Here is a 15,043-nt window from a genome sequence, read left to right on the forward strand (position 1 = left end):
CTTTACGCCTTTGTGGTTAATATTCTTCTTTGTGTGCTTTGCGGTTAAAAAACATCGAAAATATCTGTGTTTATCTGTGGAAATCTGTGGTTAAAATGTCTGTGTTTTTTTACCAAAATCAAACCTTTCGTCTGTTCAAAAATCAAAATATTCGGCTTAAATTCGGAACATGAGTTACAAGCCTACTTATAAAGCTGCAAACACGATTTCGGCTACAATTGAGCAACATTTTGTTAAACTGCACAAAAATGCAATTGCACAGGGTGAGATAGATTTGGCTACTCAACCAGACAGGCAAATCATTGAAGCGATTATTGATGTTGCGTTCTGGAGCAGCCTGCGTAAAGAGGAAGGACATTCGCCCAGAATTTCAATCGCATTTTTACCTCCTGCGCAAACTTCTAAACCTTTGGTTTTTGCAAAAAGACTGCCGCTAAATGCCAATACTTTAACTAAAATAGCCCCTGGAATTGAACGTTCTGGTATTCACCTTGGTGTTTGGGAAGAAGATGGCGAGCTTTATATCTGGGGTACAACCCTTAACATTCCTAATTTTTGCTTTGTGGTGGATGTTTCTGAGCCGGGGTTAATTGTGATTAAACACCGCCGGATTTATGGTATTGGCAAGTTTACCAATGTAGCGGTACTAAAAGGGGAGCAAATCCGTATCGTTGATGACCGGAGTTGTACAAATAAAGATTGTCCGCCGATTTTGCAGGCCCTGCTGGATTTAACGGTATTAGCCAGCTGGAACGATCCGATTAATATCCTGATCCAGTTTTCAGTTTCCATGCGTGCACATGGCCGGGGCGGGGCATTGTTAATTGTACCAAAAGGCGATACAAAATGGGAAGATTCTATTATTCATCCGATACAATATTTAGTTGAGCCTCCGTTTTGTGGCTTATCCAATCTGGCTAAACAGAGCGGTAACCAGAGTGAAATTTTCTCGCAGGGGGCTGTACGTCGCGAGGTAGAGCACCTGGCGGGTTTAACCGCAGTTGATGGTGCTACAATTATCAATGAAGAATTTGATCTGATTGCATTTGGCGCTAAAATTGGCCGGGCCAAAGGCAAACCTACGGTAGAACAGATTGCCTTTTCTGAGCCGATTGTTGGCGGGGAAGATAAGATTTTATACCCTGGGCAGCTTGGCGGAACAAGGCACTTCTCTGTTGCACAGTTTGTGAATGATCAGCCACAGTCGGTTGGTTTGGTTGCTTCTCAGGATGGGCATTTTACCATTTTCAGTTATAGCAAAAAGCAAAATATGGTAATGGCACACCGTATTGAAACACTACTTTTGTAGCAAAAATTGTTTAATTGTTCCATTGTTATATGGTTTGGGTAGGCATTGCATTAAAAAGAGCTTTATCTTTGCCATCTAAACCGTATTGGAGCGGCATCCCCCGATTTAAGTTATATTTTAATTATGTCAGATGTTTTTATCGGGGATATAGCGGAAAGACGGACTGTAGGAACAAATTAGCACTACAACTGCTTTTCAAATAAGCAATAAGGCAATTTTTGAAACAATTTACCCATAAACCTTCAACCAATAAATGTTAACTGATAAAAGCCAGCTTATCGCCTCTGCATACGAACATACACCAACCAAAGAGCAATTGCTTTTTTGCGAGCGCATGTCGGTATTTTTGCAACAGGAAGATGAATACCGCTGTTTCGTGCTGAAAGGTTATGCCGGTACCGGTAAAACCACTTCTGTAGCGGCTTTAGTTAAGGTTCTGGCTAAATTTAACCTGCGTAGCGAGTTGCTTGCTCCAACGGGAAGGGCGGCAAAAGTAATGAGCCAGTATTCTTACCGGAAGGCCTTAACCATACATAAACGGATTTACAGGAAACGTTCTGCAGCATCGCCCGAAATGCAGTTCCAACTCGCTCCAAACCTGTCTGAAAATACGCTTTTTATTATTGATGAGGCATCAATGATTGCCGATGAATTTAATGAAACCGGTTCGTCGATATTGAGGGATCTGCTCGAATTTGTGTACAATACGAAAAACTGTTTCCTGCTTTTTGTAGGCGATACGGCGCAATTACCGCCAGTGGGCAGTTTGGACAGTCCCGCTTTGAATGAACAATACCTGAAAGACAAATTTGCCTTAACGGTTTCGTCGGTCGAATTGAAAGAAGTTGTTAGGCAGGGAAAGAAATCCGGTATTCTGGCCAATGCAACCATGCTAAGAAACCAGATTGCCAAAAATCCTGAAAATCCCCTGCCTAAATTTCTGACTAAAAACTACACTGATATTTACAACATGCCGGGCGCCCGTTTGGTAGAGGGACTGGAATATGCATACCGGAAATTTGGCATGGAAAATACCCTGGTGGTATGCCGTTCCAATAAATCGGCCAATGTGTATAACCAGCAGATCAGGGCGAGGTTGCTTTACCGCGAAGAGGAATTAACAGGTGGCGATCAGATTATGGTGGTGCGGAACAATTATTTCTGGTTGCCTGATAATGAGGATACGGCTTTTATTGCCAATGGCGATATGGCGAAAGTGATCCGCGTGAGGGGAGAAGAAGAGCGTTATGGTTTCCGCTTTGCGGATGCGACTCTGGAGTTTATGGATTTCCCGGCGGCAGGACAAATCAGCTGTAAGGTTATGCTGGATACGCTGAATTTAGAAAGCGCCAATTTGCCTTATGAGCAGAATAAGAAGCTTTTTGACGGGCTGAACGAGGATTATGAACATATTGCCAATAAGCGTCAGCGGATGCTGGCCATTAAAGCCGATCCTTTTTATAATGCACTTCAGATTAAGTTTGCCTATGCAGTTACCTGCCATAAAGCACAGGGTGGGCAATGGGATGCGGTTTTTGCCGATCAGGGTTACCTAACGGAAGATATGATCGATCTTGATTTCCTCCGCTGGTTATATACTGCGGTAACCCGTGCGAAAAAAGAGCTATATTTAGTCAATTTTGCGCCACAGCTTTTTGCGAAGACAGCACAAGAGGATTATTTTTAATAGCTATCGTCCAAACAAATTGTACTATGAAATTTGCTTTTAGTCTCAAAAACAAGCTTAAAATTGCTTTCTTGCTTTTCTGTATCATGTGCTGCACGCTACTGATCCGTTTTCTGGAAGATAAAAGTGTAGAAAAAATTAATGATTCGTTTATTTCGATGTATAACGACAGGCTTGTACCGGCAACGGATTTATACTTCATTGCTGAAAATTTATACCATAAAAATGCGATCCTGCAGGAAGTGTTGTTCGGAAACGATGTTTTGCAGGGTTCAGCGGCGCTTGTTAAAGTGAATAAACACAACCGTAAAATAGATTCTGTAATCAATAAATACGAACTTACTTTATTGGTAAAACAGGAGCAAACTTTTTTGAACGATCTAAAAAAGGCATTGATTGTTCAGCGGGGGCTGGAGGCTAAAATATTAAATATGGCCGGTGCCGAAGGCAGGATTATTTATGAGTCGATAGGTAAAAACACTGCTGATCAGACATTGGCCAAGCTTTCTGCTTTAATTAAAATACAATCTAAGGTGGGTAATGACCTGATTAAAGGTTCACAGATTTTTGTTTCGGGAACCAAAGTGTACTCTACCTTGCAGGTAATTCTGGCCATTGTGATCGGAATTATGATTGTGGCGATTATTTCAGCTTCGAATGCGGTGAAGATACAGAGTGATAAGTTTAATTTGAATTAGATTTTTACCACAAAGGCACGAAGAAAGGTTCTCAATAATTTATCAGCCACTGAGGCACTGAAAACACGGAGATCCTTTTGCTACGCTCAGGATGATAAAACGATTAAAATAACTGAACTGAGAATCGATCTTTGTAAACCAATTTACCGGGTTATTACTGATTACTCATGATTAGGCACTGCATACTGCAGGGAGGTTTCATGACCCTCATGATTAGGCACTGCATATTGCAGGAAGGTTTCATTGTTTTTTGCCGTGGAGATACAGAAATTACAGAAAATTATTCCGTGTTAATCTGAATTTTTGTGGCTAAAAGCGAGTTTCGTCATCTCGACCGTAATGTAGAGATCTATCTTGACAGATTTAGCTTCGCTGAGCACCTGCGTGGTTTGTGTGTTTTTTGCCACGGATGCACGGATTTACACGGATGAATTAATTTCTCTGTGTTTTTCTGTGCATCTGTGGCTAAACCGGTTTCGTACTCCCGGCCGAAATGTAGTTGCGCGGAGAGATCTATCCCGAGGCAGATTTAGCTTCGCTGAGCACTTCGTGGTTCTCCGTTCCGTTTCACTCCAGTCGAAATGACGGGAACTTTAGGGGTTAATTACTCAGCATCTTCATCTGTAACCAACCTGATCGAATCATCAGAAAGTACAATCAAACGTTCTTTATACAGTGATCCGATTGTTTTCTTAAAGGCACTTTTACTGATCTGGAAACGGTGGTAAATATCTTCAGGAGAGCTTTTGTCGCCCAGTTCGATTACACCACCATTCTTTTTAAGTTCCTTCAATACCATCTCTTTCGAATCGAGAATATGACCGTAACCACTTGGCTGCAGGGTTAAATCAATTTTGCCTTCTACACGGATTTTCTTGATCCAGCCCTTACGCATTTCGCCGGGTTGAACATTATCGAAAACCTCATTATTATAAAGCAAACCAATGTAAGTATTGTTGATAATGGCATTGTAGCCCAGGTCTGTTTCTTCTGTGATCAGCAAGCTTACTTCATCGCCTTCCTCAAAATCAAAGCCCTCTTCCTCTACAAAATCGTATAATTTGGAAGAAGCCAGTAAGCGGTCGCTATTTTCATCCAAATAAAGGTACACTACATATTTATAGCCTTTTTGCATTGGCCTTTTCTGTTCGCGGGCAGGTACGTAAACGTCTTTATCGATACCAAGATCCATAAAAACACCATCATCGCCATCAGAAACCACTTTTAAGAAAGCAAAATCGCCCACTTCTGCGTAAGCCTTTTGAGTAGTTCCGGTTAAGCGGCCATCTTTCTGTATATAAACAAAAACGCTGATGTTATCGCCAATTTCGGCACCTTTTGGTACGTATTGGTAAGGGAGGATTACCAGTTTATCGCCATCGGTTAAGTTTAATCCGGCTTCTGTTTTGCTTAAAATCCTTAACTCGTTGTATTTTCCTATTTCAATCATTTTATTGGGGTTTAACCATTTTCTTCAATGGCTTTTCGTTTGCAAAGGTAGTAATGTTTATTGGTTCGTTGGTTATTGGTTCATTGGTCATTAGTTTATTGGTTATTAGTCATTGGTTCATTAGTTTATTGGTCATTGGTTTATTGGTTAGGCATGTTGCAGAAAATTTCTGTGTACATCTGTGCATCTGTGGCTCTTTCAACAAGCCCGGGATGATAGGTGTAATAGGAGCATTGTAAAGCAAATAAATAAAATCTGTGTTTATCTGTGTGCATCTGTGGTTAAACCTTTCAGGATTACAGTGCATGAAAAAAAATCTATACTTTCGCGGCTTATCTAAAAATATCTTATATGGTTTTGAAGGAGAGTAAATAATTGAATGATAAAGTGAGAGAATGATTGAATGATAAAATGATTGAATGATAAAATGATTGAATGATAAAATGAGAGAATGATTGAATGAGGGAGTTATAGAATGATTGAATGACAGAAAGATAAAATGAGTGAATGACAGAATGATAAAATGAGTGAATGATTTTAATTAAATCCTCAAACATTCACTTACTCAAAATTCAATCATTCTCTGATTAATTATTTTCTCATTTAATCATTTCTTTGGGCTAAATTTGGAACCTACAATTTAAGGTATCTTCATTGATATGAAAAAAACCAAAGAAGCCAAAAAGCCAGGTATTTTCAGTTTACTTGGAAATTACAGGGGCTTAATTTTTCTGCTCATCCTGTTCGCATTGCTCAGTAACGGCATCAATCTGCTCTTACCAAAAATTATTGCAAGCGGTATCGATTCTTACACGAACAAAACCTTCGATTTAAAACACATCATGTTCCAGTTTTCGCTGGCCATTGTACTGGTTTTCATCTTTACCTATTTACAAAGTATTGTACAAACCTATGCTTCAGAGCGTGTAGCAAAAGATTTAAGGACCAAACTTTCTGATCAGGTTTCGCGGCAAAGTCACGCCTATATTATTAAGGCCAATCCCTCTAAACTGCTAACCAACCTCACTGCAGATGCCGATTCGATCAAAATGTTTGTTTCGCAGGCCATTGTTTCCATTGCTTCATCTATCTTTTTAATTGTGGGTGCCAGTATCCTGCTGCTGATGATTAACTGGAAACTGGCGCTATGCGTAATTGCGATTGTACCCATTATAGGGGGGGCGTTTTTTTATGTGCTGAGCAAGGTAAGGGTGCTTTTTAAAAAGAGCAGGGAAGTAATCGACTGGTTAAACAAGGTAATCAGCGAAAGCATTATGGGTTCGGCATTAATCCGCGTAATCAATTCGCAGATGCTGGAGTACAATAAATTTTTAGATGCCAATGCCAAAGCAAGGGATCTGGGGATATCCATCCTCCGGATGTTTGCAGCACTGATTCCGGTGATTGTTTTCACCTCCAACTTAGCAGGATTATGTATTCTGGTACTGGGCGGTCACTTTGTAATTACCAATTCGATGAGCCTGGGAGAATTTACCGCTTTTAGCAGTTACCTTACACTCATTATCTTCCCGATTTTAGTGATCGGCTTTATGAGCAATGTAATTGCACAGGCTACGGCTTCTTACCAAAGGATTGAAAGCGTTTTGAATGCCCCACAAATTAATCATCCGGGAACGTTAACCACAACATTAAAAGGAGAGGTAGAAGCGAAAGGCATTACTTTAAATTTCGGACAAAAACCCGTTTTAAAATCGGTTTCTTTTACTGCAAAAGCAGGATCTAAAACGGCTATTATCGGGCCAACTGCTGCGGGAAAAACACAGTTGCTTTATATTTTAACAGGTTTAACCGACGCTGATGCGGGATCGGTATTGTATGACGGGCAGGAGATTAAACAATACAAACAGGAAGATTTCCACCAGCAGGTAGGTTTTGTTTTTCAGGATAGCATTATGTTTAATATGAGCATCAGGGAGAATATTGCTTTTAGCGATACCGTTACTGACGAATCGTTGGCCAAAGCCATTGCCACTGCAGAACTGAAAGATTTTGTTGATGCGCTGCCTGATCAATTAAATACCATCGTTTCTGAACGGGGAAACAGCCTTTCAGGCGGACAAAAACAGCGGATCATGCTGGCCAGGGCTTTAGCTGTAAATCCGAAAATCCTGTTACTCGATGATTTTACTGCCCGTGTAGATACCAATACCGAGAAGAGGATTCTGGAGAATATCCAGCAGCATTATCCGGGCTTAACTTTACTTTCTATTACTCAAAAAATAGCTTCTGTTGAACATTATGATAAAGTAATCTTGCTGATGCAGGGCGAAATTATTGCAGAAGGAACCCATCAGGAACTGTTAAAAAGCAGTCCTGAATATGTTCAGATTTACAATTCACAACAGAGCACCAGTAATTATGAACTACAATCTTAACCAGCTTAGCACAAAGCAGGAAAAGCAGTCGACTTATAAGGCGCTGAAAAGCCTGCTAAAACTGATCTCGGCCGAACGCAGAAACCTTTGGCTGGCACTGATTGCCATTCTGGTTAATTCAGGCTTATTGCTTTTAGGGCCGTTATTGGTGGGACACACGGTTGATACCTACATCCGCACCAGACAGTTCCATGGGGTACTTGTTTTTGGGGGGATTTTACTGGTAATGTACATGATTGCCATGGTTACCGGTTATACCCAAACCAGGCTGATGGGGGGCGTAGGCCAGCGGATGCTTTATACCTTGCGCAATGCCATATTTAATAAATTACAGGAACTGCCGGTTTCATTTTTTAACCAGAATAAGGCAGGCGATCTGATATCGAGGGTAAATAACGATACAGACAAACTGAACCAGTTTTTCTCGCAGTCTTTAATGCAGTTTATTGGCAGCATTGTCACCATGATCGGGGCGGGTATTTTCCTGCTTTCCATTAATCTCGAGTTGGGTGCGGCTACACTTTCTCCTGCGGTGGTGATTGTGCTTTTTACCGTGGCTTTATCGCCCTGGGTAAAAGGAAAAAATGCTAAAAACTTAAAAAGCGTGGGTGGCATGAGTGCCGAAATTCAGGAAAGCCTGAATAATTTTAAAGTGATTATTGCCTTTAACCGCAGGGATTATTTTAGAAAACGTTTTGATGAGGCCAATGTTCAGAATTATAAAACTGCAATTGGTGCAGGTTTGGCCAATAATATTTTTGTACCGGTTTATGGTTTGCTATCCAGTGTGGCACAGCTAATCACGCTGTTATTTGGTATTTACTTAATTTCAACAGGCCATTTTACCCTGGGTTTACTGGTGAGTTATATTTCTTACACCACGAATTTTTATAACCCGTTAAGGCAGTTGGCGGCACTGTGGACGAGTTTTCAGGTGGCGATGGCGAGTTGGGACAGGATATCGCAGATTTTAAATTTAGAAAGCAATTTAAAACAATTGGAGGTGAACGAAACGGTTACTTCTGATGCCTTGCTGGAATTTAAAAACGTTCACTTTTCTTATGATGACAGTAAAGAAATCCTGCATAACATCAATTTAAGGTTCGAAAAAGGCAAAACTTATGCATTAATCGGCCCAACCGGTGGCGGAAAAACCACAACAGCTTCGTTAATCTCGCGTTTGTACGATGCTACTAAAGGAACTGTTTTATTAAATGGTAAAGATATCCGGTCATTTTCTGCAGAAGAAAGAACGCAAAAGATTGGCTTTATTTTGCAGGAACCATTTTTATTTACAGGATCGGTAAAAGAAAATATCCTTTATGGCAATAGTCAATATAAAGATGTTAGCGATGCCGAACTGGAAAAAATCATCGAGGAAGCCAACCTGAACGCGCTTCTGGCCATTTTTGATGAAGGATTGAATACACAAATTACTTCGGGCTCTGATAGCATCAGTTTAGGTCAAAAGCAATTGATTGCGTTTATGCGTGCGGTTTTACGGAATCCTGAGCTGTTGATATTGGATGAAGCTACAGCCAATATCGATACCATTACCGAGCAGCTTTTGGGAAGTATTTTGAATAAACTGTCGAAAGAAACTACGCTGGTAATTATTGCCCACCGTTTAAATACCATCGAAAACGCCGACGAAATTTATTTTGTAAATGAAGGCGAAGTGCAAAAAGCAGGTACGCTGAATGATGCATTAAATATGTTACTTAAAGGGAAACGGGTAAGTTAATATATTAGTCGAGATTTGGAATCTCAACTTAATGAGTTTTGGATTCACTAAAAGGATTAAAAATCCTTAGTCCGACAGGCGGGATTACAAATCCCGACTAACATTAATAAAAACACAAATGAAAAAATATTTCTTTTCTCTGGCATTTTCTGCCTTATGCCTGGTTTCTTTTACGCAGGGTACAGCTTCAAACCTTTTTGTTCAGGATAGTTTAAAGTTGATTTCTTCACAGTTTAAGTTTACTGAAGGTGCATCGGTTGATCAACTGGGGAATGTGTTTTTTACCGACCAGCCGAACGATAAAATCTGGAAATATAGTGTTGATGGCAAACTGAGCCTGTATATGGATAAATCGGGCAGGGCAAACGGTACCTACTTTGATAAAAAAGGCAATCTGATTGTTTGTGCCGATGAAAATAACCAGATCTGGTCTATCGATAAAAACAAAAAGATCAAAATCCTTTTTACAGATTATGAAGGTAAAAAGGTAAACGGGCCGAACGATATCTGGTTAGATGCAAAAGGAGGAATCTATTTTACCGATCCATATTATCAACGTGATTACTGGATCAGGAAATCGCCGGAAATACCCGGACAAAAAGTTTATTATCTTCCGAAAGGTAAAAAAGAAGCCATTGTTGTGGCCGATGATGTGGTTAAACCAAACGGTATTGTGGGTACACCTGATGGTAAATTCCTGTACATTGCCGATATGGGCGCCAACAAAACCTACCGTTATGCCATTGGTGCAGATGCCAGATTATCAGACAGGCAACTTATCCTTAACCAGCACTCTGATGGAATGACTTTAGATAGCAACGGGAATATTTACGTAACCGGAAAAGGGGTAAATATCTACAAACCAAATGGCGAAAAAATAGGCCATATCGATGTGCCCGAAGAGTGGTGTGGTAACATTTGTTTTGGTGGAAAGGATAGAAATATGCTTTTTATCACGGCTTCAAAATCGCTTTACGTTATTCCGGTAAATGCTAAAGGAGTAGAGTAACGGATAGTTTTAGTGGTTTAAATGCATTTAAAGCCCGAAAACTGAGGATGAACCAGTGCAAAATTTTTTTCTGTTCAGTTTATTCAACCTCTAAAAATATTAAACGCATTATTTAGTTTTGGGTTCCTACTTATAGGGATAGACGACTATGAAAAAGCCCTCTCAGGATTGAAGGGCTTTTTTACTTTTATTTAATCCTGTAAATAAGGTTTGAGATCCTGTAAAGTTTCTTTTAAGTGTACTGGACAGACAGGCCCTTTCGACTACGCTCAGCTTGACAAATTTCTAATAACCTATCTTAAGATTTTAAATTCTGCATGTAACCTGTAGGCGTTACTCCAAATTCTTTCTTAAAAGCCTTTGTAAAATACGATTGTGTCTGGATACCAATCCGGTACATTACTTCCGTCATCAGCACATCCTCGGTTTTCATGATCTCTATGGCCTTCCTGAGTCGTGCCGATCTGACGAATTCCCCAATAGATTGTCCTGTAATCGATTTTATTTTCTGGTAAAGTTTGGTCCTGCTCATGCCGATTTCTTTACATAAATAGTCGATATCCAGCTCAGGGTTAACCATTTGGGCATCAATGATAGAAAGCAGTTTAGTTAAAAATGCCTTGTCTTTTTCCGAATGGGCAAGTGCTTTGGGTTCGGTATCCTTATTTTTCAGGTAGTGTTCCTTCAATTTTTGCCTTTGCTCAAAAATATTTTTGATGGTAAGCAGCAACAGGTTAATGTTGATGGGTTTGGTGAAATAAAGATCGGCACCCGATGCAGCACCTTCAATTTCAGCTTCCACACTGTTTTTAGCGGTAAGCATTAAAAATGGAATATGGCTTGTTTCAATATCTTCCTTAATGCGCTGGCAAAATTCGGTTCCGTTCATGCCAGGCATCATCACATCGCTGATAATGAGATCAGGCAGATCTTTTCGGGCCTGTTCAAGTCCTGAATGGCCATCCGAAGCTTCAGAAATAGAATAAAAGGGACTTAAAGTATCTTTTAAAAATGCCCTCAGCTCTTCATTGTCATCTACTAAAAGAATATGGGTTGTGGTATCCGCAGGTGTTTGTTCGGTTGCTGGTTGGGGCATTTCAGTTTCTGAGCGATAGCTGATGCTTTCTAAACGGGTGCCTCCGGGTTCACTGTTTTTACTGAACTGTTCACTTAGCGTATAATCTGCTTTGCTGCCCGGGATACCGATAATAATTTCAGTTCCTTCATTCCGCTGGCTCGATACCTGAATCAATCCTTTATGCAACAATGTTAAACTTTTTACGAAAGCAAGGCCTACGCCTGATCCCAAATGCGTTTCAGTGATCCGGTAATACCGTTCAAATAAATGCTGGATGGAATCTTTCGAAATCCCGATACCACTATCAATCACGCGGAAATAGATGTAGGAACGGGCTTCATAATCACTATTAACCACCAATTGGTTTTCGAAAGCAGGTTTATAATGGCTTAGATCGGTAAATACCTGAAGTTTAAGCGTTCCGCCTGCTTTAGTGTATTTAATAGAATTATTAATCAGGTTAAGGATAATTTTTTCAATCACCTGTCTGTCGAACCAAACATCATCGGGTAGGTGCTCTTTTTCTACGGTAAAACGGATTTCCTTTTCAGCTGCCATTTCCGAAAACTCTTCAGCCACTTCATCAATAAAAAGATTCAGGTTACCGTTTACTACATTGAGTTTTAAAGCACCCGAAGCCGTTTTCCTGAAATCCATCAGTTCGTTAATGAGCCTCAATAAACGGTTGGCGTTGCGGTGAATGGTATTGTAATAACTCTGGAAACTTTCTTGCGTGTCTTCTTTGAGCAGTCGCTCAATCGGCCCTAAAATTAATGAAAGCGGTGTACGGAACTCATGAGAAATATTGGTGAAAAACTGAAGCTGTGTCTGGTGGATTTCTTCTCTTTTTTCTTCCTCTATTTTTCTGATTTCCAGCCTGCGTTTAAAACTGAGTGCTAAATAGGTTAAGTATAGCGCAGTGGCTATAACGATGAGCCTGAACCACCAGGTTGCCCAGAAAGGAGGAGAGATGATAATTTTTACAGCTGTGCCTGTCGTGTTCCAAACGTTGTCATTGTTTGATGCCCTGACCCTAAACGTGTAGGTGCCGGGATCGAGATTGGTGTAAGAGGCCTGCTTGGCATGGCCGGCAAAAATCCAGTCTTTATCTTCACCTTCTAACCGATACGCATAGTTGTTATTTTCGTTGGCTACATAATTTAAACTGGCAAAACGGAACGATATCGAAGCCTGGTCATAATCCAGCTTAATTTCTTTGGTATAACTGATATCATTTTCTAATACAGATCCTTCTGCGTTGGGAAGTATTTTCTGGTTAAAGATCTGAAACTCCGTTAAATGAACAGGCGGGATAAATTTATTGGTATGGATATCATCCGGGAAAAAGGAATTGAAACCGTTTATTCCTCCAAAAAACATCTCTCCGTTCCTTGTTTTTAAGTAAGCATTGGTTTCAAATTCAAGTCCCTGCAAACCATCGCCGGTGTTGTATTTTTTAAAGGTTTGGTTCTGAGGGTTAAATCTGGTGAGGCCATGGGCAGTAGAAATCCAGAAATTGCCTTTTTCATCCTCCGTAATTCCCTTTATAAATTCGGTTGATAAGCCCGCTTTAGTAGTATAAAGCTCAAATTTATTTTTTGTACGGTTAAAACGATAGAGACCAGCCTGCCCGATCCATAAATTACCTTTGCTGTCGGTAAAAATTACCCTTAAATCGGGCCTTTTCCCATCGCCCATAAAATAATGGGTAAATACCTGGCTATTGAGGTTATAACAGTTTAAACCCCCGTCATCGGTACCAATCCAAAGGTTTTTGTATTGATCTTCATTGATGGCAACTATGTTGTTTCCAATCAGTTTACTGCCATTTTTCCCACTGGTAATGCGTTTAAACTGTTTAGTCTGCGTATCGAAAAGGTTTAAGCCACCATAATATGTACCTACCCAGGTATTTCCGTTGCTGTCTTCGAATGATTTTTGGACGTAATCTGATGAAATCGATGTAGGACTGGCGTTGTGGTTAAAACGGGTAAAGGAACCATCGCTGTGCATCACGTTCAATCCGCCAGCCCACGTGCCGACCAATAACATGCCGTTTTTTGTTTCAGTGATATCCAGAATGGCATCTGCACCGATACTATTGGGGTTAAAAGGGTTATAGCGGTGGTGGGTAAAGGTTTTACTTATTTTGTTGTAGATGTCGAGTCCGCCGCCATCGGTTCCGATGTAAATGTTACCGGCTTTATCCTCATGAAAAGCCCGCACATCATTATAACTCAAACTGTTTTTATTGGATTCCTGGCGCACGAGTTTAAATTTTTCTGCCTGTGGACTGTATAAGTTTACCCCGCCGCGGTGCGTGCCTATCCATAAATTTTCCTGCTGATCGACAAAAAGTGCTGAAACAGTGCGTTGCGATAAACTAAGGACGTTTCCCGGTTCGTTCTGGTAGTGCGTGAATGTTTCGGTTTTGAGATTAAAAAAATTCAGTCCTCCGTTAATGCCTCCAATCCATAGTTTTTTTTGCTTATCGAAAACAATAGCCCTTACGAGGTTACTGCCTATACTATTGCTGTTTTTTTCCTGATGTTGATAGGTTTTAATGATATTCTTGCTGGGATCGTAATGGATTAAACCGTTTTCTTCCGTTCCAAACCAAAAGGAGCCATCCGGATCTTTTTTAATGACCCTGAAAGATTCATTTTCCAATGTTTTTATGGCTGTTGCGCTACCCGATTTAAGGTTTAAAACATGAATGCCGGCATCGGTAGCCATCCAGGTATTTCCTGCAGCATCGCAGTACAGATCGTTAATGTAATCTCTCCGGCTGTTTTTTAGTTGGTCAGACTGATATGGGTATCGTTTAAAGGTATTCGTGGTTTTGTCAAGCAGGTTAAGTCCGCCGCCGTATGTGCCAATCCATATTCCATCTTTCGTTTCTTTAACCGAAGTAATGATATTATTGGTCTGGTTTTGTTTGTCTGTAGATTTATAAACTGTAAAATTATTTTTCTCGGCATTAAACCTGTTCAACCCGTCTGATGTACCAATCCACAAGATGTGGTGCTGATCTTCGAAAATACACCTGATGAAATTATCGCTGATGCTATTTTCGTTTTTGCTATGTTTGAAAACGGTGATTTGATTGCCGTCATACTTGTTCAGTCCATCGCGTGTACCAAACCAGATAAAGCCGCGGTGATCCTGAAAAATGCATTCGATGGTGCTGTTCGATAACCCGTCTTCTACGCTTACGTGTTTAAACTTTAAACCTTGCGCGCTAATATTCCCGGTTGAAAAAATTAGAAGGAGCAGGAGAATGGTTCTCGTTAACGCGTTCATTTGATTGTTTGGTGGGATAGTTCTGAGGCAATAAAGATAATTGATTTTTGTGAACCTTTTTTATGGGTGTGGATTAACCGAATATCGTCATTACTTAAACTCAGTTTCGAAAAATATATAATCGCAATGATCTATTTCAATAAACCGTCATTTCGACCGCAGGGGAGAACTGTTTTTTTGATTTTTCTGCCACTTGGGATTGACGGCGTGCATGGTTAAAATCCGGGCTTTATTAAAGTTGGTTAGCAAAATGCATAAAATGTTCTAAAAAAAGATATTTCCAAACGGTTGGACTGTTAAGGAATGACGCAAAGCGTTTAGAACGATTGCATTAAAATAAGGCTTAATACGCTATTAAAACCAATAATA

Annotated in this window: 8 protein-coding genes; 6 read left to right on the top strand and 2 right to left on the bottom strand. The window is 40.2% G+C overall.

Going from position 1 to position 15,043, the window contains the following annotated elements; genetic code table 11:
* Window positions 1-169: 169 nt before the first annotated feature.
* The 3 genes from ACTJKC_RS00595 to ACTJKC_RS00605 all read left to right on the top strand — a co-directional run bounded on the left by ACTJKC_RS00595 (window position 170) and on the right by ACTJKC_RS00605 (window position 3,694).
* Window positions 170-1,309, top strand: coding sequence for a putative sensor domain DACNV-containing protein (locus tag ACTJKC_RS00595; protein WP_344850794.1), 1,140 nt, complete (start codon window positions 170-172; stop codon window positions 1,307-1,309).
* A 253-nt stretch (window positions 1,310-1,562) separates the two neighbouring features.
* Window positions 1,563-2,996: an ATP-dependent DNA helicase gene (locus ACTJKC_RS00600; protein WP_440789347.1), complete on the top strand. Its 1,434-nt coding sequence runs from the start codon at window positions 1,563-1,565 to the stop codon at window positions 2,994-2,996.
* A 26-nt stretch (window positions 2,997-3,022) separates the two neighbouring features.
* Window positions 3,023-3,694: an MCP four helix bundle domain-containing protein gene (locus ACTJKC_RS00605; RefSeq protein ID WP_440789349.1), complete on the top strand. Its 672-nt coding sequence runs from the start codon at window positions 3,023-3,025 to the stop codon at window positions 3,692-3,694.
* A gap of 604 nt (window positions 3,695-4,298) precedes the next feature.
* Here ACTJKC_RS00605 and ACTJKC_RS00610 read toward each other — a convergent pair.
* A complete protein-coding gene (locus tag ACTJKC_RS00610) occupies window positions 4,299-5,144 on the bottom strand; it encodes a CvfB family protein (RefSeq protein ID WP_440789351.1) in 846 nt (281 codons plus the stop codon).
* A 659-nt stretch (window positions 5,145-5,803) separates the two neighbouring features.
* Between ACTJKC_RS00610 and ACTJKC_RS00615 the strand changes: the two genes are divergently transcribed.
* From ACTJKC_RS00615 to ACTJKC_RS00625, 3 genes are all read left to right on the top strand, one after another.
* Window positions 5,804-7,540 carry an ABC transporter ATP-binding protein gene (locus ACTJKC_RS00615; protein ID WP_344850798.1) on the top strand — a complete coding sequence of 579 codons (1,737 nt, stop codon included), beginning with the start codon at window positions 5,804-5,806 and terminating at the stop codon, window positions 7,538-7,540.
* On the top strand, window positions 7,524-9,284 hold the full coding sequence (locus ACTJKC_RS00620) for an ABC transporter ATP-binding protein (protein ID WP_344850799.1): 1,761 nt from the start codon (window positions 7,524-7,526) through the stop codon (window positions 9,282-9,284). Before ACTJKC_RS00615 ends, ACTJKC_RS00620 begins: the two co-directional genes overlap by 17 nt.
* Window positions 9,285-9,402: 118 nt before the next feature.
* The gene (locus tag ACTJKC_RS00625; protein WP_440789354.1) at window positions 9,403-10,293 is read left to right on the top strand and encodes an SMP-30/gluconolactonase/LRE family protein; all 891 of its coding nucleotides are present in this window, start codon (window positions 9,403-9,405) and stop codon (window positions 10,291-10,293) included.
* A gap of 298 nt (window positions 10,294-10,591) precedes the next feature.
* On the opposite strand, the gene ACTJKC_RS00630 is transcribed toward ACTJKC_RS00625, so the two are convergent.
* Window positions 10,592-14,674: a hybrid sensor histidine kinase/response regulator transcription factor gene (locus ACTJKC_RS00630; RefSeq protein ID WP_440789356.1), complete on the bottom strand. Its 4,083-nt coding sequence runs from the start codon at window positions 14,672-14,674 to the stop codon at window positions 10,592-10,594.
* Window positions 14,675-15,043 lie beyond the last annotated feature (369 nt).

The organism is Pedobacter sp. 22226, assembly GCF_052045455.1.
Classification (GTDB): Bacteria; Bacteroidota; Bacteroidia; order Sphingobacteriales; family Sphingobacteriaceae; genus Pedobacter; species Pedobacter jeongneungensis.